At 71.8% G+C, this 21,588-nt stretch carries 15 protein-coding genes; 5 read left to right on the top strand and 10 right to left on the bottom strand.

All coding sequences use genetic code 11. The annotated features are described in order from the left end of the window. Positions 1 to 34: 34 nt before the first annotated feature. The 9 genes from ACIA47_RS22765 to pcaF all read right to left on the bottom strand — a co-directional run bounded on the left by ACIA47_RS22765 (position 35) and on the right by pcaF (position 11,361). Positions 35 to 769: a gamma-glutamyl-gamma-aminobutyrate hydrolase family protein gene (locus ACIA47_RS22765; protein ID WP_396710455.1), complete on the bottom strand. Its 735-nt coding sequence runs from the start codon at positions 767 to 769 to the stop codon at positions 35 to 37. A 79-nt stretch (positions 770 to 848) separates the two neighbouring features. Then, positions 849 to 1,616, bottom strand: a complete 768-nt coding sequence (locus tag ACIA47_RS22770) for a 3-oxoacyl-ACP reductase (protein ID WP_030489498.1) — start codon at positions 1,614 to 1,616, stop codon at positions 849 to 851. 5 nt (positions 1,617 to 1,621) lie between these two features. Beyond that, positions 1,622 to 2,968, bottom strand: coding sequence for an aldehyde dehydrogenase family protein (locus tag ACIA47_RS22775; protein ID WP_396710510.1), 1,347 nt, complete (start codon positions 2,966 to 2,968; stop codon positions 1,622 to 1,624). Between the two features lie 33 nt (positions 2,969 to 3,001). Then, the gene (locus tag ACIA47_RS22780; RefSeq protein ID WP_396710458.1) at positions 3,002 to 4,366 is read right to left on the bottom strand and encodes a glutamine synthetase family protein; all 1,365 of its coding nucleotides are present in this window, start codon (positions 4,364 to 4,366) and stop codon (positions 3,002 to 3,004) included. Positions 4,367 to 4,492: 126 nt separating this feature from the next. Further along, on the bottom strand, positions 4,493 to 6,079 hold the full coding sequence (locus tag ACIA47_RS22785; protein WP_396710460.1) for an amino acid permease: 1,587 nt from the start codon (positions 6,077 to 6,079) through the stop codon (positions 4,493 to 4,495). Between the two features lie 409 nt (positions 6,080 to 6,488). Further along, positions 6,489 to 6,989, bottom strand: coding sequence for a DUF456 domain-containing protein (locus ACIA47_RS22790; RefSeq protein WP_396710462.1), 501 nt, complete (start codon positions 6,987 to 6,989; stop codon positions 6,489 to 6,491). A 46-nt stretch (positions 6,990 to 7,035) separates the two neighbouring features. Further along, positions 7,036 to 9,228, bottom strand: a complete 2,193-nt coding sequence (locus ACIA47_RS22795) for a putative bifunctional diguanylate cyclase/phosphodiesterase (RefSeq protein ID WP_396710464.1) — start codon at positions 9,226 to 9,228, stop codon at positions 7,036 to 7,038. A 4-nt stretch (positions 9,229 to 9,232) separates the two neighbouring features. Next, positions 9,233 to 10,045 carry an SAM-dependent methyltransferase gene (locus tag ACIA47_RS22800; RefSeq protein WP_396710466.1) on the bottom strand — a complete coding sequence of 271 codons (813 nt, stop codon included), beginning with the start codon at positions 10,043 to 10,045 and terminating at the stop codon, positions 9,233 to 9,235. Positions 10,046 to 10,155: 110 nt separating this feature from the next. After that, positions 10,156 to 11,361: a 3-oxoadipyl-CoA thiolase gene (pcaF, locus tag ACIA47_RS22805; protein ID WP_396710468.1), complete on the bottom strand. Its 1,206-nt coding sequence runs from the start codon at positions 11,359 to 11,361 to the stop codon at positions 10,156 to 10,158. 106 nt (positions 11,362 to 11,467) lie between these two features. Here pcaF and ACIA47_RS22810 point away from each other — a divergent pair, with 106 nt between their 5' ends. From ACIA47_RS22810 to ACIA47_RS22825, 4 genes are all read left to right on the top strand, one after another. Next, positions 11,468 to 12,433 (top strand): glutathione S-transferase family protein, encoded by a 966-nt coding sequence (locus ACIA47_RS22810; protein WP_396710470.1) that lies wholly within the window; start codon positions 11,468 to 11,470, stop codon positions 12,431 to 12,433. Next, entirely contained in the window at positions 12,426 to 13,106 is a 681-nt protein-coding gene (locus ACIA47_RS22815; RefSeq protein WP_396710472.1) for a DUF998 domain-containing protein, read from the top strand. The genes ACIA47_RS22810 and ACIA47_RS22815 overlap by 8 nt, the downstream gene beginning before the upstream one ends. A 168-nt stretch (positions 13,107 to 13,274) precedes the next feature. After that, the gene (locus ACIA47_RS22820; protein ID WP_181518491.1) at positions 13,275 to 14,567 is read left to right on the top strand and encodes a dicarboxylate/amino acid:cation symporter; all 1,293 of its coding nucleotides are present in this window, start codon (positions 13,275 to 13,277) and stop codon (positions 14,565 to 14,567) included. Between the two features lie 69 nt (positions 14,568 to 14,636). After that, positions 14,637 to 15,704 (top strand): NADH:flavin oxidoreductase/NADH oxidase, encoded by a 1,068-nt coding sequence (locus ACIA47_RS22825; RefSeq protein WP_396710474.1) that lies wholly within the window; start codon positions 14,637 to 14,639, stop codon positions 15,702 to 15,704. Positions 15,705 to 15,752: 48 nt separating this feature from the next. On the opposite strand, the gene ACIA47_RS22830 is transcribed toward ACIA47_RS22825, so the two are convergent. After that, positions 15,753 to 19,421, bottom strand: coding sequence for an ATP-binding cassette domain-containing protein (locus tag ACIA47_RS22830; RefSeq protein WP_396710476.1), 3,669 nt, complete (start codon positions 19,419 to 19,421; stop codon positions 15,753 to 15,755). A 1,008-nt stretch (positions 19,422 to 20,429) separates the two neighbouring features. On the opposite strand from ACIA47_RS22830, the gene ACIA47_RS22835 reads away from it, so the two are divergent. After that, entirely contained in the window at positions 20,430 to 20,987 is a 558-nt protein-coding gene (locus tag ACIA47_RS22835; protein WP_396710478.1) for a hypothetical protein, read from the top strand. Positions 20,988 to 21,588: the final 601 nt, after the last annotated feature.

A 21,588-nucleotide genomic window follows, 5' to 3' on the forward strand; every position in this document is an offset into this window, starting at 1 on the left:
CTTCCACCGATGCCATCGACGGGCGGGGGCGATCTCAGTCACACCGCCGGCCGGCGGCCTGCACCAACGCCGTGATCGGGCGGGGATCCGACTCGTTCTCCGGATGCCACTGCACTCCGAGCACGAACGGCAGGGCCGGGTCCTCCACCGCCTCGACCACGCCGTCTCCCGCCCAACCGGTCACCGTGAGCCGACCCGGATCGGCGACCGCCTGGTGGTGGTACGAGTTGACCTGGTCGACCCCGGCCAGCACCGAGGCGGCCAGGCTCCCCGGCGCGAACCGCACCGCGTGCGCCCCGTACACGCCGGGCGCCGGGCGGTGCGCCTCGTGACCCACCACGTCGGGCAGGTGCTGGTGCAAAGTGCCGCCGTACGCGACCGCGAGCAACTGCATCCCCCGACACACGCCCAGCACCGGCACCTCGGCGGCGAGCGCGGCGGCCAACACTGCCAACTCGCCGGCGTCCCGGTCCGGCCGGTCCTCGGTACGGGGGTCGGGCGGCTGGCCGTACCGCCCCGGGCCGACGTCCGCGCCACCGGCCAACAGCAACCCGTCGAGGACGGCCACCACGTCGGCGTCCACGTCGTCGGGTGGCAGGACCACCGCTCGGCCACCCGCGGCCGCCACCGCCCGCGGGTACGCCTCCGGCACCAGCACCGCCCGCACACCCCGCCAGACCGCCCAGTCGGCGGGCTCGACGTACGCGCTGACCCCGATCAGCGGCCGCCTCCTCAGGGCTGGCCGGGTTCGCGACTGCGGGGCTCGCAAACCCGGCTCACTCCTCCCGCTCACAGAGCTGGCCGGGTTCGCGACTGCGGGGCTCGCAAACCCGGCTCACTCCTCGCGCTCACAGCGGCGTGACGTAGGCGCCCGTGATGCCGCCGTCGACCACGAACTGCGCGGCGGTCATGAACGAGGCGTCGTCGCTGGCCAGGAACGCCACAGCGGCTGCGATCTCCTCCGGTTGCCCGAAGCGTCCCATCGGCACGTGCACCAGCCGACGGGCGGCCCGCTCCGGGTCGGCGGCGAAGAGTTCCAGCAGCAACGGGGTGGCCACCGGGCCGGGGCAGAGGGCGTTGACCCGGATGCCCTCACGGGCGAACTGCACACCCAACTCCCGGGTCATCGCCAGCACCCCGCCCTTGCTCGCGGTGTACGCGATCTGCGACGTGGCCGCACCCATCAACGCGACGAACGAAGCCGTGTTGATGATCGAGCCCTTGCCCTGCCGACGCATGTGCGGAATGGCGTACTTGCAGCACAGGTAGACGCTCGTGGTGTTGACCCGCAACACCCGCTCCCACGCGTCCAGGCCGGTGTCCAGGATGGAGTCGTCGTCCGGCGGGGAGATGCCGGCGTTGTTGAACGCGATGTCCACCCTGCCGTGCCGGTCGGCCACCCCGTCGAACAGGTCGCGTACCGCCGACTCGTCGGCCACGTCGGTGGCCACGAACTCGCCGCCGCACTCCTCGGCGGCCTTCGTACCCGCCGCCGCGTCGATGTCCACGCACACCACCCGGGCCCCCTCGGCGGCGAACCGCCGCACGGTGGCCAACCCGATGCCACTGCCCGCTCCGGTGACCACGGCCACCCGGTCCTGCAACCGACCCTGCACTGGCGTCACTCCTCCGTCGCGATGAACACGTTCTTGACGTCCGTGAAGGAGTGCAGCGCGTCCGGGCCCAACTCGCGGCCGAGCCCGGAGCGCTTCATCCCGCCGAACGGGGTCCAGTAGCGCACCGAGGAGTGCGAGTTGACGCTGAGGTTGCCCGAGTCGACGGCGCGGGCCAGACGCAGGGCCCGACCCACGTCCCGGGTCCAGATCGAGCCGGAGAGGCCGTACTCGGTGTCGTTGGCGAGCCGGACCGCGTCCGCTTCGTCGTCGAACGGCAGCACCGAGACCACCGGACCGAAGATCTCCTCCCGCCAGTGCCGGTCAGCGGGCGAGTCGGCCAGCAACACGGTGGGCGCGTGCCAGAACCCGGGGCCGTCGGGGCAGGAGCCGGTGAAGGCTAGCTTCGCCCCGGTGAGGTATCCGGCTACCCGGTCCCGTTGGGCGGCGGAGATGAGCGGGCCCATCTCGGCGGTGTCGAGGGACGGGTCCTCGACCCGCACCGCGCGTACCGCCGGTTCGAGCAGATCCAGGAACCGGTCGTACACCGAACGCTGGACCAGGATCCGCGACCGCGCGCAGCAGTCCTGGCCGGCGTTGTCGAAGACCGCGCCCGGTGCGGTCGCGGCGGCGCGTTCCAGGTCGGCGTCGGCGAACACGATGTTCGCGCTCTTGCCGCCCAACTCCAGGGTGAGTCGCTTCACCTGGGCGGCGCAGCCGGCCATGATCCGGGTGCCGACCTCGGTGGAGCCGGTGAAGCAGATCTTGCGGACCGCCGGGTGGCTGACGAACCGCTCCCCCGCCACCGAGCCCTCGCCCGGGATGACGGTGAAGACGTCGTCGGGCAGGCCCGCCTCGCGGGCCAACTCGGCCAGGCGCAGTGCGGTGAGCGGGGTCAACTCGGCGGGCTTGAGCACGACGGTGTTGCCGGCGGCGAGCGCCGGGACGAAACCCCAGGCGGCGATCGGCATCGGGAAGTTCCAGGGCACGATCACGCCGACCACACCGAATGGCTCGTGGAAGGTGACGTCCAGCCCGCCGGGCACCGGGATCTGCCGCCCGGTCAACCGCTCGGGCGCGCCGGCGTAGTAGTCCAGGACGTCGCGGACGTTGCCCGCTTCCCACCGGGCGTTGCCGACGGTGTGCCCGGAGTTGCGCACCTCCAGCACTGCCAACTCGTCCAGGTGCGCGTCGACCACGGCGGCGAACCGCCGCAGCAACCGTGCCCGATCCCCCGCCCCCACCTGACGCCAGGTCTCGAATGCGGCGGCCGCCCGCGAGATGGCCGCGTCGACCTCGTCCACCGAGGCCGCAGCAACCTCCCGAAACCCCACCCCGCTAGCGGGATCCACCAAAACCGTCACACCGCCACCTCCATCCTCACGTGGTCAGAGGCGTTCGAAGCCACGGGTCAGCTCCCAGTCGGTCACCGCGGCGTCGAAGGCGGCCAGCTCGACCCTCGCCTGGTTGGCGTAGTGGGCCACCACCTCGGTGCCGAACGCCTCACGGGCCACTGTGGATCCTTCCCAGAGGGCCAGGGCATCGCGCAGGGTGCCGGGAACCCGCTCGGCCTCCGGGTCGTCGTAGGCGTTGCCGGTGCACTCCGCACCCAGCTCCAGCTCGCCGTCGATGCCGTGCAGCGCCCCGGCGACCAGCCCGGCGATCGCCAGGTACGGGTTGACGTCGGCGCCGGGCACCCGGTTCTCCACGCGCATGCCCTGCCCGTGCCCGACCACCCGCAGCGCGCAGGTGCGGTTGTCGACACCCCAGCGCAGCGCGGTCGGGGCGAACGATCCCGGCTGGTAGCGCTTGTAGGAGTTGATGTTCGGCGCGAAGAGCAGGCTGAACTCCCGCATGGTGGCCAGCAGCCCGGCGAGCACCCGCTGCCCGGTCTGCGACAGGTGCGCCGGTCCGTCACCGAGCATCGCCGACGAGCCGGACGAGTCCCGCAGTGAGAAGTGGATGTGGCAGGAGTTGCCCTCGCGCTCGTTCGGCTTGGCCATGAAGGTGATCGCCATCCCCTCCTGGGCCGCGATCTCCTTGGCGCCGTTCTTGTAGATCACGTGATGGTCGGCGCAGGTCACCGCCTCGTCGTACCGGAAGGCGATCTCGTGTTGCCCGAGGTTGCACTCGCCCTTGGCGCTCTCCGGGGTGAGCCCCGCGCCGGCCATCTCGACGCGGATGCGGCGCAGCAGCGGCTCCACCCGGGCGGTGCCGAGCAGCGAGTAATCGACGTTGTACTGGTTGGCCGGGGTGAGGTCGCGGTAGCCACGCTGCCAGGCGTCCTCGTACGAGTCGCGGAACAGCACGAACTCCAACTCGGTGCCGGCGTACGCGGTCAGTCCGTGCTCGGCCAGCCGGTCCAGCTGCCGGCGCAGGATCTGCCGGGGCGAGGCCACCACGTCACCCGAGCCGTCGAGCCAGGTCAGGTCGGCCAGCAGCAGGGCGGAGCCGGGCTGCCAGGGCACCCGGCGCAACGTGGCGAAGTCCGGCACCATCGCGAAGTCGCCGTAGCCGCGTTCCCAGCTCGACATCGCGTACCCGTCGACGGTGTTCATGTCGACGTCCACGGCGAGCAGGTAGTTGCAGCCCTCGCTGCCGTTGGTCACCACCTGGTCGAGGAAGAAGGGCGCGTGGAACCGCTTGCCCTGCAAGCGGCCCTGCATGTCGACGAGGGCCAGCACCACGGTGTCGATCTCACCCTCGGCGACGGCGACCCGCAGTTGTTCCAGCGTCAGCGGAGCTTTCCTCATTCGCGGGCCTCCATCACCAAGGTCTACTGGCAAACCGGATCACCGTCAATGCCCCCGGCGGCACGTGCGGCAAACCCGACCGACGGCCGGCGGGACGGCAGCACCGCCCGTCCCGCCGGGTGCCGATCAGACCGGGCCGTCGGCCCGCGCCGGGTCGGCCGCCACCGCGGGTTCCTCGACGGTACGAATCGGGCCGGTGAACCATTTGCGGGCCGAGGCGTACCACCAGACGGCGACCACCAGTAGCACCCCGCCGACGGCGAGCGGCGCGTAGTTCACCGCCGACCAGGTGAACTCGTCGTTGCCGGGCACTCCGGCGGGCACTATCGGCAGCACGAAGTAGACGGCGATGATCGCGATCTCGATCACCGCGATCCAGCCGAGCAGCTTGTACTTGCGACCCAGCGTCCACGGCCCCGGGACGAACCGGTCGCCCATCCGTAGTCGGAGCGCGATCGGAATGAGGAACGACAGGTAGAGCCCGAGCACCGCGACGGAGACGACCGCGTAGAAGGCGATCGGGATACCGGCGGCGCTTTCGTACAGCGCCGGCAGGGTCAGCACCAGGCCGGCCACTGTGGCGCCGATGATCGCGTTGACCGGGGTGCCGTTGCGGTCGACAGTCGACCACAGCCGCCATCCGGGTACGGCACGGTCCCGGCTGAACGCGTACGCCATCCGGCTCATCGAGGTCACGCAGCTCATGCCGCAGAAGAACTGGCCGATGGTCGAGATGATGATGACGACCTTGAAGAAGACCGGGGTCAGCGCGGACTCGAAGATGGCGCCGGAGAAGCCGCCCGCGGCGTTGACCGCCTCGACGTCGGTGGCCGCGAAGAGAAACGCCAGCAGCAGGATCCAGCCGCCGACCGCCGAGTAGAAGATCGACTGCCAGAGTCCGCGGGCCGCGGCCTGGGAGGCGCCCCGGGTCTCCTCGGAGACGTGCGCGCAGGCGTCGAAGCCGGTGATCGTGTACTGGGTCAGCAGGAAGCCCAGCGGCAGCACGTAGAACCAGAACGTCAGTCCGCCGACGTCACCGTCGCCGAAGCCGGAGTTGTTGAACCGCTCGGTGAACACGAACTGGAAGCTCTGGTGATTGTCGGGCACGAAGACCAGGATGGCCACCACGACGGCCGCGCCGGCCACGTGCCACCAGACCGAGACGTTCTGAAGGACGTCGATGATCCGGTGCCCGAAGATGTTGATCAGCCCGTGCAGCACCAGGATGATCACGAAGAGGACGAACGCCTGACGCAGCGTCCCGGCCCAGCCGTCGAAGAGCGCCGACAGGGTGAGGTTGAGGAACGTCGCACAGCCGTAGTCCACCGAGGCGGTGACCGCCACCAGACCGATCAGGTTCAGCCATCCGGTGAACCAGCCGTGCACCGGGCGGCCCATGGTGGCCGCCCACCAGTAGATCCCACCCGCGGTCGGGTACGCCGACACCAGCTCCGCCATGCAGAAGCCGATGATCAGGATGAACAGCGAGATCAGCGGCCAGCCCCAGGAGATGGCGACCGGCCCGCCGTTGTTCCACGCCTGACCGAAGGTGGTGAAACAGCCGGCCAGGATCGAGATGATCGAGAAGGAGATGGCGAAGTTGGAGAAGCCACTCCACTTACGGCGCAACTCCTGTTTGTAGCCGAGTTCGGCGAGCCGTCGGGCATCCTCGTCCATTGGTTGCTCGGCGGTCGGCACGGGCGTCGTGGCCACTGCACACCTCCCTGAGGTGGTTCCGCGTGCGAGTGGGCAAAGTGTCGACCCAGCCGATCAAGGCGGTCAATACGTAGTCGGTGGGAATCTCACCGCCGTCGGGCTAATTGCGTTGCCGACCGGCTGCCCCGGCCGGCATCCTGGACCAGTGACCAGGCCCGACAAGGGCCCACCCCGGGCGCTCGGACCGCCCGACCCGGTGGCGCGGGGCACGCCTCTCTCTCTCGTACGGCCACTCCGCCGTACCCGAAAAGTGCCCCGCGCCCCACTTCCCCTCGTCTCCCCCGCCCCCGCCGCGCCGATCTTGCAGTTTCGGTTGTCGATATTGGCGGGATGTCCCATATGCCGGCGCAGTAAATGCAAGATCGTGGGGCAGGGCCGGGGGCGGGGCACGGAGAAGGGGCGGGGGTCAGGTCAGGAGGAGGCCGGCTACCCAGAGGGCCGCTACCAGGAGGCCGGCCAGGAACTCCACAAGCATCGACAGGCCGGCAGCCTTCAGGGCCTGCACGGTGGAGGGCCACGCGAGCTGGTTACTGCCCAGCCTTAGCCGTTCAGCCGCCCACACCCCGGCGACGAAACCGAGCACCAGGCCGACGACCGGCACCACGAAGAACCCGATGACGCCGAGCACAGCGCCGGCGAGCAGCGTGGACGTCGGCACACCTGTGCGCTTCAGGTTCCGGCCCGGCCACGCGTACTTGATCACGGCACCACCCCCGGCGACCAGTGTGGCGGCGGCGAACACCGCCCAGCCACCCAGGCCGGCGCCGCCGAAGACCGCCCAGAGCAGCACGCCGCCCCAGCACAGCGGCAGTGCCGGCAGACCGGGCACCACCACGCCGGCCAACCCGGCCAGGATGGCCAGCCCGGCCACCACGGTCACCGCCGTCTGCGAGTCCGTCAGGTCCACGCCGCCATCCTCCGTCGCCACCCTCCGGACCGGAGCGGTCCCCCACTCACGCCAACGCTCCGCTACCGCGCAGCCGGGCAGTGATCTCGTCGGCCGGGGCGGGCGCACCGAAGTATCGACCCTGCCCGGTGTCGCAGCGCAGCGCCCGCAGCCGTTCAGCCTGCACGCCGGTCTCCACTGCCTCGGCCGTGACCCACAACTCCAGGGCGTGCGCCAACCGGACCAACGCGTCGACGATCCGTTCGTCGCGGTGGTCGGCCGCCACGTCGGTCCCGTCCGCGCGGATGCCCTCGACGAACGGACCGGCGAGCTTCAGGCAGTGGATCGGCAACCGGCGCAGGTACGCCAGGTTGGAGTACCCGGTGCCGAAGTCGTCCACGGCCAGCCGGACGCCGAGCGCGGCGAGCCGGTGCAGGCTGCGCAGGGGTTCGCCGGCACTGCCCATCACGGCGCTCTCGGTCAGCTCCAGTTGGAGCAGCTCCGCGGGCAGCCCGCTGGTCTGCAACGCGTCGGCGACGGTGTCCACGATGGCCGCTTCGTCGGCCTGCCGGGCGGCCAGGTTGACGCTGACCACCAGCCGGGCCTCGGGGAACTCCCGCCACCACCGTTCGGCGTCTTCGCAGGCACGCCGCAGCACCCACTCGCCGAGCCGAACGATCAGACCGGTCTCCTCGGCCAGGCCGATGAACCGGTCCGGCCCGATCAGGCCCAGCTCCGGATGCTCCCAACGGACCAGCGCCTCCACCGCGAGCATGGTGCCCTCCAGCAGCGACACGATCGGTTGGTAGTGCAGCACGAACTCGCCCCGCTCCAGTGCGGCGGGCAGCCCGGCGACCAGCGCCGAGCGGGCGATGTCCCGGGCGCCGCGCTCGGGGTCGTAGACCGCCCACCGGCCCCGGCCCGCCGCCTTGGCCCAGTAGAGCGTGGTGTCCGCGGCCTTCATCAGCTCCGACGCGGTGGTCTCCGAGGCCGGGCACTGCACGATGCCCACACTGGCCGAGACGGCCAACTGGTGCTCACCGACGTGGACCGGGGCCGCGACGGCGGCCAGCGCGGCCTCCGCGACGGCGACCGGGTCGTCGGTGTCGTCCCCTCCGTCGACGAGGATCACGAACTCGTCGCCGCCCATCCGGGCCACCAGGTGGCCGTGGTCGGCCACGCACGCGGCCAGCCGCCGGCCGATCATCACGAGCAGCCGGTCACCGAGGTCGTGGCCGAGACTGTCGTTGATCGCCTTGAAGCCGTCCAGATCCAGGAAGCAGACCCCGACGCGCTGCCCGGTGCCCGCGGTGTCGAGCACCCGTCCCAACGTCTCGAAGAACAGCGTCCGGTTGGGCAACCCGGTCAGCGGGTCGTGCAGCGCCTGGAAGCGCAGCCGCTGCTGGAGTTCGTACCGCTCGGTGATGTCCTCGATCATCGCGACGGTGAATCGCGGTCGGCCATCGTGTCGGATCAGCGATACGGCGAGATCCGTCCAGACGACTGTGCCGTCCTTGCGGTGGTAGCGCTTCTCCACCCGGGCGGCGTCGTGCTTTCCCTCGATCAGCTCCTGGTAGAGCTCCCACATCCCGGCGGCGTCGTCGGCGTGGAACAGCGCCGCCACGTTGATCTCGCGCAACTCCTCGATCGAGTAGCCGAGCATGTCGGCGAACGCCTGGTTGACGTCGATGATCCGACCGTCCACGCCGGCGATCCCGATCCCGATCGCGGCGCCGGTGAACACCGCCCGGAACCGTGCCTCGCTCTCCCGTAGCGCCTGCTCGACCTCGTCGCGCGCCTGCCAGGCGGACCGGGCGATCCGCTCCTGCTGGCTGAAGGTGCGGTCGCGCAGCGCACGGGCGAACCCGGCGGCCAGCCCGCCCTGCACCGCCGCGATCCGGTCGGCGAGGTCGGCCGGCCGGTCACCGTCGCACAGCACCCGACGCCCGAAGGTCGCGCCGAGCGCGTGCAGCGTCCACTCCAGGGCCTGCGGCTCGGTGAGGTGCGCCTCCACCAGGGCCCGCCCGACGTCCTCGGCCGGGTGGGCGCTGAACGGCTCGGCCCGTACCGCCTGGGCCAGCCGGATCGTGTGCGCCAGCAGCAGCCGCTCGGTCTCGGCCACGCTGAGCGGCACGAAACCGAGCCGGCGCACCGCGCGGGCCCAGTCGGCGGCGTACCCCTGGGCGTCCGCCCGACCGGCGACGACCCCGGCGGGGTCCCGGCCGGAATCGACCCCGGCGGGGTCCGGGACGGCGGCCACGGGATCAGCCGGCGGACTGGTCGTACCGGGCGACGCCCCCGAAGGCGCCGAACCGCTCCGGGTGCTCGTCCACGTCGGACGGTGAGTCTGGGCGCCAGAGCGGCATGTGCACCACGCCCGGTTCCAGGACGGTCCAGTCGCCGAAGAAGCCGGTGACCTGGGCGCGGGAGCGCAGGGTGATCTCGGTGGCGGTGCGGGCGGAGAGGCGCTGGGCATCCAGCATCTCCTGCGGCTGGTCCTCGAAGGTGGAGTGGGAGACGACCAGGAAGCTGCCGGGCGCGGCCGCGGCCCGCAGGGTGGCCAGGATCGCCTCGGGCTGGTCGGCATCCGGGATGAAGTGCACCACCCCGGCCAGCAGGATGCCCATCGGACGACTGAAGTCGATCAGCCCGAGCTGTCGGGTCTCGGTGAGGATCCGCTCCGGCTCCCGCAGGTCGGCGTGGATGACACCGGTCAGCTCGTTGCCAGCCAGCAACTCCCGGCTGTGCGCGACCGCCACCGGGTCAATGTCGACGTACACGACGCGGGCCTTGGGGTTCACCCGCTGCGCCACCTCGTGCACGTTGCCCACGGTGGGAATTCCGGAGCCGATGTCGAGGAACTGGTCGATGCCGGCGTCGAGCAGCACCCGGACGGCCCGGCGCAGGAACTCCCGGCCGGAGCGCATGGTGGCGGCGAGATTCGGGGTCATGCTGGCGATCTGCTCCGCCAACTGTCGGTCGATCTCGAAGTTGTGCGCTCCGCCCAGAAAGTAGTCGTACACCCGGGCCGCGCTCGGCCTGGTCAGATCGATCTCGGTCGGCAGTCCGTCCGGCATCAGCGTGCTCCCCAGTTCATCGCCGCGGCGCGGGACGGCACCGGCGTCGGGGCGCGCAGCGGGCACGCGTGGGCACCGGTCGACCCGCGGGTCGTGTGGTGTGGACCACTCTAGGCGGCTGACTCCAGCAACAGCGAAATGCCTTGACCGACGCCGATGCACATGGTGGCCAGAGCCCGGCGGCCGCCGCGACGGCGCAGCTCCAGGGCGGCGGTCAACGCCAGCCGCGCGCCACTGGCACCGAGCGGGTGCCCCAGCGCGATCGCCCCACCGTTCGGGTTGACGTGGTCGGCGTCCACCGGTAGCCCCAGCTCGCGCAGCACCGCCACGGACTGCGCGGCGAACGCCTCGTTCAGCTCCACCACATCCACCGCGCTCAACTCGACGCCGACCCGGTCGAGCAGCTTGCGGGTGGCCGGCACCGGGCCGATCCCCATGATCCGGGGCGGCACACCGGCCGCCGCCGCACCGACGATCCGGGCCAGCGGGGTCAGGCCGTACCGGGCGACCGCCGCCTCGCTGGCCACCAGCAACGCGACCGCGCCGTCGTTGACGCCCGAGGAGTTGCCGGCGGTCACCGTGCCGCCGTCGCGGAACGGGGTGGGCAGCGCGGCCAGCTTCGCAAGCGTGGTCTCCCGTGGGTGCTCGTCGACAGCGACCAGCCGGGTCTCCCGACGACCGGCCGGCACGGACACCGCCACGATCTCCTCGGCGAACCGGCCGTCGGCCTGCGCCTTGGCCGCACGCTGCTGCGACCGGTACGCGAAGGCGTCCTGCTCGGTCCGGCTCACGCCGTACTCGGCGGCCACGTTCTCCGCCGTCTCCGGCATCGAGTCGACCCCCCACCCGTCACGCATCAACGGGTTCACCAACCGCCAGCCCAGTGTGGTGTCGTACACCTCGGCCGAGCGGGAGTACGCCGACGTCGCCTTCGGCATGACGAACGGCGCCCGGCTCATGCTCTCCACCCCGCCGGCAATCACCAGCTCCGCGTCCCCGGCGACGATGGACCGGGCGGCGGTGGCTAGCGCGTCCAGACCCGAGCCGCAGAGCCGGTTGACGGTGCTGCCGGGCACCTCCTCGGGCAGGCCGGCCAGCAGCGCCGCCATCCGGGCCACGTTGCGGTTGTCCTCGCCGGCCTGGTTGGCGCAGCCGAGCACGACGTCGTCGACTCGCCCCCAGTCCACCGACGGGTGGCGGGCGACCAGTTCCCGGATCACGTGCGCGGCCAGGTCGTCGGGGCGGACGCCGGCCAGCGCGCCCGCGTACCGGCCGATCGGGGTGCGGACACCGGCCACCAGGTATGCCACGGTCATCGCGAGTCCTTAGGGGGTGCAGACGGCGGGGGTGGGGCACGCCCACCGGGTCACGAGGGCTGCCGGCCGCCAGGATATCCGCGTCGGCAACGGATAGGTTGACGGCATGGCCCGGGCCCAGTTCAGCGCAGAGACCAGCGGCGGCGGCGCGTTCGTCCGCCAGCCGAACCGGTTCACCGGTCGGGTCACCGCCGACTCCACCTCGCCACCCGGCGGCGGCCCGGACGAGCGGGACCGCTGGCCGCTGGAGGCCGGCCGTTACCGGCTGATCTGGTGCCGGGCCTGCCCGTGGGCGCACCGGGCGAGGATCGTGCGTGGCCTGCTCGGGCTGGACGACGCGATCTCGCTGGGCACCGTCGACCCGATCCGGGACGAGCGGGGCTGGGCGTTCGCCCTCGACCCGGACGGCTTCGACCCGGTCCTCGGCGTGAGCTTCCTGTCCGAGGCGTACCTGGCCGCCGACCCGGACTACACCGGCCGGGTGACAGTGCCGGCGCTCGTCGACACAGTGACCGGTCGGGTGGTCACGAACGACTATCCGCAGCTCACCCTCGACTTCTCCACCGAGTGGCGGTCGCTGCACAGTGCGGGGGCGCCGGACCTGTACCCGGTCGAACTGCGCCCCGAAATGGACGCGCTGATGGCAGAGATCCACACCGACGTGAACAACGGCGTCTACCGGTGCGGGTTCGCCACCTCCCAGCAGGCGTACGACGAGGCGTTCCGGGCGCTCTTCGCCCGGCTGGACGCGCTCTCCGATCGGCTGGCCGGGCGGCGCTACCTGATGGGCGACGCGATCACCGAGGCGGACGTGCGGCTGTTCACCACGCTGGTCCGCTTCGACGCCGCGTACCACGGGCACTTCAAGTGCAACCGCAACAAGCTGACCGAGATGCCGGTGCTCTGGGCGTACGCCCGCGACCTGTTCCAGACGCCGGGTTTCGGCGAGACGGTGGACTTCGACCACATCAAGCGGCACTACTACGGCACGCACCGGGAGATCAATCCCAGCGGCATCGTGCCACTCGGGCCGGACGAGTCCGGCTGGAGCACGCCGCACGGGCGTGGCTGAGCCGGGTCGGCCGGCCGCCCCGACCGTGCCGAGGGCCCGCGGCGAGGTCGCCCGCCGGGTCGCCGGGTCCGCGGCGGCCGGCTGCTCCCTGGCTGGTGCGGTGGCGGTGACGCTCGCCGTGGTCGCCGGTCCCGGTCCAGGGTTCACCGGGTACGTCAGCGAGGCGGGCATCGCCGGCAGCGCCCACGCCGCGACGTACCGGATCGGGATCCTGGCCCTTGCCGGCGCGTTGCTGCTGATCGGCGCGGCGCTGCCCCCCGGGGTGTGGGCGGCCCCGGCGCTGCTCGCCACCGGGGCCGTGTTCACCGCCGTGTCGGGGGCGGTGACCTGTTCCGGCGGCTGCCCGTTGCCGCCGTTCGAGCGCGCGACGGCGGCGGATCTGGTGCACGGCGGCGCGAGCATCGCGGCGACCGCGGCGGTGGTCTTCGCCATGATCACGCTGGCCGTCTCCGGGCCGGCCGGCCGGACGGTGCGTCGGCTGGCCGGCGTCGCCGCCGCGCTGACCCTGCCGCTCTGTGCCACGGTGGGGCTGGCGATGCTCGTGCTCGGCCGAGGCCCGGTGGTGGGGGTGTTGGAACGGCTGATCCTCGCCCTCGCGGTGCTGTGGGGCGTGAGTACCGCCACCGCGCTGGCCCTCTGTAAGGAGCCTCACGCTGCCCGGTCCTTTCGATGAGCGGGAATCGGCGTATCGTCGGCCAGCGATGACCAATGTCTGGGGCCTCACTGTCCGCCTGTATGTCGATCTCCGACTGCAGGCCAGTGGCATCTGTCCGGGCTAGCCGCGTTTCTACGCCTGCCCCGATCGGACCGGACAATTGGATACATCCCCATGCCCTTCAGCCTGCGCAAAATTCCCTTCTCCGTGCAGATCCTGCTCGGCCTCGTGCTCGGCGTCGCGCTGGGCTTCCTTGCCCGCAGCAACGACCTGAGCTGGCTGACCAGCACCCTGCACACCGTCGGTAGCCTCTTCGTCCAACTGCTCAAGCTGGCCGTGCCGCCGCTGGTCTTCACCGCCATCGTGGTCAGCGTGGTCAGCCTGCGCGGCGTAGCCAACGCCGCCCGGCTCGCCGTCAAGACCCTGATGTGGTTCGGCATCACCGCGTTGATCGCGGTGAGCATCGGCATCGGCCTCGGCCTGCTCACCAACCCGGGCAAGGGCGTGACCCTCGACCTGGGTGGCGCCGCGGCGCCGAAGAAGACCGGCTCGTGGACCGACTTCCTCACCGGCATCGTGCCCACCAACCCGGTCGGCGCGTTCGTCGAGGGCAACGTCCTCCAGATCGTCTTCCTCGCCGTCGTCATCGGTGCCGCGGCCCTGCTGGTCGGCGAGGCCGCCGAACCGTTCGTGGCGCTGAACCGCTCCCTGCTGGAGATCGTCCAGAAGGCGCTCTGGTGGGTCATCCGGCTCGCCCCGATCGGCACCCTCGGCCTGATCGGCAACGCCGTCGCCTCGTACGGCTGGGACCTGCTGGCCCCCCTGGCGAAGTTCACCACCGCCGTCTACGTCGGCTGCGCCATCGTGCTGTTCGTGGTCTACCCGCTGGTGCTGATCCTGGCCGGCCGCCTCAACCCGCTGCGCTTCTTCGCCGGCGCCTGGCCGGCGATCGAGCTGGGCTTCGTGTCCCGCTCCTCGGTCGGCACCATGCCGGTGACCCAGCGCTCCGTCGAGCGGCTCGGTGTGCCCCGCGAGTACGCCTCGTTCGCGGTGCCCTTCGGCGCCACCACGAAGATGGACGGCTGCGCCGCCATCTACCCGGCCCTCGCCGCGATCTTCGTGGCCCAGGTGTTCGGCGTGCACCTCGGCATCGGCGACTACCTGCTGATCGCCTTCGTCTCAGTGGTCGGCTCGGCGGCCACCGCCGGCCTGACCGGCGCGATCGTGATGCTCACCCTGACCCTCAGCACGCTGGGCCTGCCGCTGGCCGGCGCCGGCCTGCTGCTGGCCATCGACCCGATCCTGGACATGATCCGCACCGCCACCAACGTCGCGGGGCAGGCGCTGGTGCCGACAGTGGTCGCCGCCCGCGAGGGCACTCTCGACCGCGCCGCGTACGAGTCCGCCGGCCGGCGTGACCTGACCGACCCGGAGCCGGTCGCCGACACCCGGCCCGAGCTCAGCCCTGTTCCTGCCTGATCGATTCACCAGTACGGCGACGGGCCCCTCTCCCCGGGGGCCCGTCGCCGTGTCGGAGAGGATGACCCCATGAGTTCCCTGTTCACTCCCCTGGCCCTGCGCGGGGTCACAGTGCCCAACCGGATCGCCATGGCACCGATGTGCCAGTACTCCGCCGGCCCCGACGGTCTGCCCACCGACTGGCACCTGATCCACCTCGGCAGCCGCGCGGTCGGCGGTGCCGGCCTGGTGCTGACCGAGGCGACCGCCGTACTTCCCGAGGGCCGGATCAGCCCGCAGGACACCGGCCTCTGGTCCGGTGCGCACGTCGACGCCTGGCGACCGGTGACCGCGTTCGTCGCCGTTCACGGCGCGGTGCCAGCCGTGCAGCTCGCGCACGCCGGCTTCAAGGCCTCCACCTACCGGCCGTGGGCACCCGAGCGCGGTGGTGTGCCGGACGCCGAGGGCGGCTGGACGCCCGTCGCCCCCGGCTCGGAGCCGTTCACCGCCGACTACCGGACGCCGACCAGCCTCGACGAGGCCGGCATCGCCGGTGTGGTCGAGGCGTTCGCGGCCGGAGCCGAACGCGCCCTGGACGCCGGCTTCGCCGCCGTGGAGATCCACGCCGCCCACGGTTACCTGCTCAACGAGTTCCTCTCGCCGCTGACCAACCACCGCACCGACGCGTACGGCGGCGACCGGGCCGCCCGGATGCGGCTCACCCTGGAGGTGGCCCGCGCGGTGCGCGCTGCGGTCGGCGAGGACGTGCCGGTGCTGACCCGGATCTCCGCCACCGACTGGGTAGAGGGCGGCTGGACGATCGAGGACAGCGTGGTGCTCGCCGGTGAGCTGGCCGGCGTCGGCGTCGACCTGGTCGACGCGTCCTCCGGTGGGGTGAGCACGGAACAGCGCATCCCGCTCGGCCCGGGTTACCAGGTGCCGCTGGCCGCCCAGATCCGCCGCGAGGCGGGCGTTCCGACCGGCGCGGTGGGCCTCATCGTGGAGCCCGAGCACGCCGAGCAGATCGTCGCCAGCGGCGAGGCCGACCTGGTGCTGCTGGGTCGGGAGTTGCTGCGCGACCCGTACTGGCCGCGCCGGGCCGCCGCGAAGCTCGGCGTCGCGTACTCCGGCCCCGCCCAGTACGCCCGCGCCTCCTGATCCCGAACGGTCGGGTGGCCGCCGCGTGAGCGGCCGCCCGACCGTCGGTCAGCCGGCCAGGTGTGACCAGTCGCCCTCCAGGTCCTGCCAGGTGCCCTGGGCGGCCACCGTGCCGCCGAGCAGCACCACCACGTGGTCGGCCCGGACCAACGCGGCGCGTTTCGCTGTCGAGCCGACAACTGTCACCCCGTGGCCGCGCAACGCCTGCCACAGCGCCAGCTCGGTGGTGACGTCCAGCGCCGACGACACGTCGTCGGCGACCAGCAGTTCGGTACGCGGGGCCAGCGCCCGGGCCAGCGCCAACCGCTGCAACTGCCCGCCGGAGAGCCGGGTGCCCTTGTGCCCGATGAGCAGGCCCAGCCCACCACCGGCGGCGGCCAGGTCATGGTCGAGCTGGGCGGTGCTGACCGCCCCCGCCGCGTCCACCTGGTGCCCGAGGGCGATGTTGTCGGCCACCGTGCCGGAGAGCACCCGGGGCAACTGACCGACGTAGCCGACCTGGTTGGGACGCAGGAACAGCTCCGGCTCGGTGACCGGGTCACCGTTCCAGGCCAGCTCGCCGGTGTGGTGCACGATCCCGGCCAGCCCGCGCAGCAACGAGGACTTGCCCGACCCCACCGGCCCGACGACCAGCACCAACTGCCCCCGCTGCACGGTCAGGTCCACGTCCCGGACGGCCACCGTGCCGTCGGAGTGCACCACCCCGAAGCCGCGCAGCTCCAGCCGGCGCAGCGGATGCCGGGGCGGCATGGCCGGCGCGGGCGCCGTGCCGGTGGTCAGATCGACCTCCGGCACCCCCGCGGAGTACGCGCTCACCCCGGTCATCGCCGCCGTGCGCCGGGTCCAGACCCGCGCGGAGGGCAGCTGCGAGATCAACGACGCCGTCGTCCAGGCGAACCAGCGGGCCGCGCCCAGGGTGGAGACGGCCACCAGCACCGCCCCGGCGGAGAGCGAGCCGTTCAGATAGAGCGCCCAGGCGCCGATCGGCAACAGCCCACTGGCCATCGACGGTGTGGAGCGCGCCCACACCTGCACCGAGATCTCCCGTCGCTGCCGGTCGCTGCGCAGCACGTCCAGGTTCGCCAGGTGGCGCAGCACCGCCGTGGTCGCGCCGGCGAGCTTCACCGTCCGCGCCGCGGAGAGCGCGGAGACCAGCGCCGTGGCGAAGGACGCCCGCGCCGCCACCGTCGCCCGGGCCGCACGCTCCAGCTTCGGCCCGAACAACGTCGCGGCCAGCCCGGAGACGACCATCGTGCCGAGGAAGAACAGCCCGGGTACGACGCTGCCGGTGACCGCCGTCATGGCGACCACGAGCACCAGCGCGACGGTCTGGTCCAGCACGTTGTCGGCGAGCTGGACCACCCGCTCGGTGTCCCCGCCCTGCGCCACCACCTCGGCGGGGGTGTGTGAGCTGACCCGGCGCGGCCCGGTCTGCCCGTGCACCAGGCGAAGGCCGATCCGCAGCATCTGCCGCACCCACCACTGCGGGAACCAGACGTGGGTGTAGAACGGCAGCGGCAGGGTGACCAGCAACCCGGCGACGATCCCCACCGCCGGCAGGTACGGGTTGCCGGTGCCGTCGACCAGGTCCGCCCAGAGCCAGGGCAGCACCGGGCCGTCCAGCCCGAGCAGACTGAGCCCGAGGAACAGCACGATCGCGGCCGCACCGTACCGGGGATCGTTGGTGCAGAGTCGGAAGATCTCCCGCAGCGTCCGGGCCGGCGGCACCGGCGGCAGCGGCGGCGGGTCGGCCCGGGTCGGCCCGACAGCGCCCTGCGTGCTGTCCAGCGGTGTCGCCCGCGCGGTCTGCCCCTTCGGCTCGGCCCCCGCGGGCGCCGGCTCGGTCGGCCAGGCGGCGGCGTGCTCATTCGCCGCGACCGGCTCGCCCCGCGCGGGCACCGGCTCGCTCGGCCCCCAGGCGGCGGCGTGCTCATTCGCCGCGACCGGCTCACCCCGCGCGGGCACCGGCTCGCTCGGCCACGCGTCCGGGCCGGGGCCGACCAGCAGGTCTGTGCCGACGCCGGTGCGACCGGCCGGCGCCACCGTGGCGTACGCGGCAGCGTGGCTGGTCGCCAACAGTTCCGCGAAGCGGGTCGACGTCTCCAGCGGACCGGCCTCGACCACCGCGCCGTCGGCCAGGACGACCACCTCGTCACAGCGACGCACCGAGGAGAGTCGGTGCGCGATGACGATGCCGATCCGGTCGCGCAGCAGTCGTTCGGTGGCCCGCTGCACCCGCGCCTCGGTGACCGGATCCAGCCGAGCGGTGGCCTCGTCGAGGATCACCACGTGTGGCTCCCGGACCAGGATCCGGGCGAACGCCACCAACTGCTCCTGACCGGCGGAGAGCACATGCCCGCCCTCCCCCAGCCGGGTCGTCAACCCGTGCGGCAGCTCAGCGATCCAGCTGGCCAGACCCAACTCGTCGAGCGCCCGAGCCGCCGCGTCGAGCAACTCCGGGTCGAAGAGCGCCACGTTCTCGGCGAGCGTGCCGGCCAGGATCTCGGTGCGCTGCGGCACCAACGCCACCCAGCGGCGCAGCTGCTCGACGTCGAGGTCGCACAGGTCGGTGCCGCCGAGGAAGACAGTGCCCGGCGGCACGTCGACCGCCCGGGTCAGCACCTTCGCCAGCGTCGACTTGCCCGAACCGGTCCGCCCGATCAGCGCGTACGAGCGACCGCGCGCGAAGGTGAGGCTGAGCCCGCGCAGCGCGGCACCTCGGTCACTCTCCCCGTACCCGAATGTCAGATCTCGAATGCGCAGGTCACCCTCGCTCGGGCTGGCCCCGCCGACCGGCTCCTGCCGTGCCTTGTAGAGCAACTGCACCCGCGCCCACGCGCCGAGCGCCTCCTGGATCTCCGGCACCATCCGGCTGACGTGTTCCGCTGTCGCCCCGAAGGCCAGGGCGAGCAGCCAGATGGCGGTGAGCCGGGCGGCGTCGATCCGGCCGGTGGTCAACGCCCAGGCACCGCCGAGCACCACAGCGCCGATACCTGCCCTGATCGTCGCGGTGGCCACAGTCGCCACCCGGGCGGACAGCACCCAGACCACCAGGCCACGGGACAGCACGGCGGAGGCCCGCCGGGCATACAACCGCAGCACGTACGGCCGCGCCAGACTGGTGCGTACGTCGTCCTGGCCGTGCACCGCCTCCTCCATCACGGCGGCCAGGTCGGACCACGCCTCCTCCTCGGCCATCCGGGCCGGGCCGATCCGCGCCGTGGGCCGGCGCAGGCCGACCGCGAGCAGCACAGTGAGCAGCACCATCGCGATCCCGGCCGGCCACCACACGAACAGCGCCACAACCATCGACAACAGGCCGACGCAGAGGCCCTGGGCGAGCCGAATGCCCTGGTTACGAATTGCCGACGCCACCTGATAGACGTCCCCGTCGATCCGGTCCAGCAACTCGCCCACCGGAGTGGTCTCCAGGGTGGGCAGGTCCTGCCCGAGAGCGACGCGGCAGAGCCGGCGACGCACGTCGGCGGACCAGTCGGCGGTCAGGCCGGCCATCAGCAGACTCACCGCGAGGTCGCTGAGGACCACGGCGACCAGAGCCGCGGCCAGCACGGCGAAGAAGCCAGCCGAACGATGCACCAGCACCGCGCCGGCCAGCGCCGACGCGCCCGCCTGCCCCGCGGCGCCCAGCACGATCAGGACGGCCACGATCGTCACACGACGGGTTGAAGTCCCCCACAGATCACGGAGCAGGCGCATGGAAAGTCCTCCGGGACGTGGGTGGCGGAGACCTCAGCCTGCCGGCACCACCCCGTCAACTCAACCGATTTTCCGGCCGTGAGCAGGGCATCCGCCGGTTCAGCCAGGAGCAGCGGCGGACCGGCTCAGGCCCCGTCCGCTGTCGACCAACCTCGACCACACGTCCCCCGCCCGCACCTACCGCACAGCACGTCACCGACGACCCCGGCGCCCGGCTAGATACCCGCCGGGGCGTTTCGTACAGCGACCGGCGGGGCGCTGGCGGGGGTTCGTCGGCGACCGGCGGGGCGCCCTCGCCGGGGCGCTTCGGTTGGCGACCTGCGGGGCGCGCTCGCCGGGGCGTTGTGGGGCGATCGGTTTCGCACCCGCTGGGATGACTGGTGGGCTTTTTGCCCAATTCGACCAAACTCCGCCGCGCAACGCCGTGATAGAGGTTCTTGATCGACTCGGTTTTCACGAAGTCGGGGTGTCCGACCGTCCGGGATACCCCGACTTCCGTGAACCCGAGTGGATCACTCGAGTGAGGGGGATTCGACGCCGCAGGACCGGCGCGTCTGGGTGGTTTGTCCGATCCTGGGTGTTCGGGGATGTGACCGGGTGCACCCGTGGGCCGGAATCATGGCCGGGCCGGGGTCGTTACATACCCTGACGATCGCAGCACCACGACCCGCCGCCCGGCCCCCACGGGGCTGACGCGCAGGTCGCGCAGGTTGGAATGCCAGCCTCCACCCGGTCGTTACAGTCCCCACGACCAACCCCCGGCACCGCCACGACGAGGGTGCCCGGTGAATGGGCCCACCCCGGAATGACCCCGGCCCCCCGGTCGTTACACATGGACCCGGCGCCACGAGCCCCCGCCCGTGAGGTCGCCGACCCCGACGCCCAGGACCATAGGCGTCACCCCCGAAGACATTTCCCCTGTTTTTGCAGCGCCGGACGAGGTGCTCACACCCGTGCCGTTCCCCCGATCGGCACCACGGGTGTTCTACCCCCGAAGGAGCTACCCCCATGAACACGATCTTCCGTAAGAGCATGCTGTCCGTTGCTGGTCTCGCGTTCGCCGGTGGTGTCTTCGCCGGCCCGATCGCCGCCCACGCCAACCCGGTCGACGCCAAGCCCGTCGCCGTGGCCGTGCAGTCGGCGCCGAAGCCGCAGGGCGACCAGTCCCACATCAGCCTCAACGACGAGCAGACCGCCAACGTCAAGGCCATCATCGCCGCCACGAAGAAGGCCGGTCTCCCGGAGCGCGCCGCGGTCATCTCGATCGCGACGAGCCTGCAGGAGTCGAAGCTGGAAAACCTCGGCCACCTCGGCGACGCCAACGACCACGACTCGCTGGGCCTGTTCCAGCAGCGCCCGACCAGTGGTTGGGGCACCCCGGAGCAGATCACCAACCCCGAGTACTCCACCACCGCGTTCCTCAAGGGCCTCAAGCAGGTCGACGGCTGGCAGGACATGCCCCTGACCGACGCCGCGCAGACCGTCCAGGTCTCCGCGTACCCCGACGCCTACGCCCAGTGGGAGCAGCAGGCCACCGACCTGGTCGCCCAGCACTGGAACAGCTGACCCACCGCACAACCGAACGGCAAGACCACCGCCGCCAGCACCACCGCACGACACCGACCGCTGACCGGCACCCGCAACCCGGGGTGCCGGTCAGCGGCCTTTCTACTATCGCCGTTCGCCGAGCGCCAACCGTCGATCAACCGGACGGGATGGCAGCGGGAGATGCCACCACTTCGCCGCGCCGGCGTGGAGAACGGCTCGTCGATCGACCGCCGACCGCCGACCGCCGTTCAACGGTTACCGGCCGTTGGCCGCCGACCGCCATTGGCCGCCGACCGTCGTTGGCCGCCGACCGTCGTTGGCCGGTGGCCACCGTTGGCCGTTGGCCGGTGGCCGCTGGCCCCCGTTGGCCGTTCGCTGTCCGCTGGCAGCCGGCCGCTGGCCGCTGGCCGCTGGCCGCCAGTCACGGGCCTGAGGGGCCCACGCCGCAAAGCCCCTGCGGAGGCGAATGGCGTCGCCCGGTCGGGGGTGGTCCGCAGATCTTGGACACTTTCCGTTCTGCGTGAACTATTCAGTCCCATGACATCTGTCAGTGATGAAGTCCCGATACATGTGTCACTTGGTAGGGATCTTGGGTGTGCTGGTACACGGTGCCTGGCAT

The organism is Micromonospora sp. NPDC051227 (genome assembly GCF_044455385.1).
In the GTDB taxonomy this organism is placed as follows: domain Bacteria; phylum Actinomycetota; class Actinomycetes; order Mycobacteriales; family Micromonosporaceae; genus Micromonospora.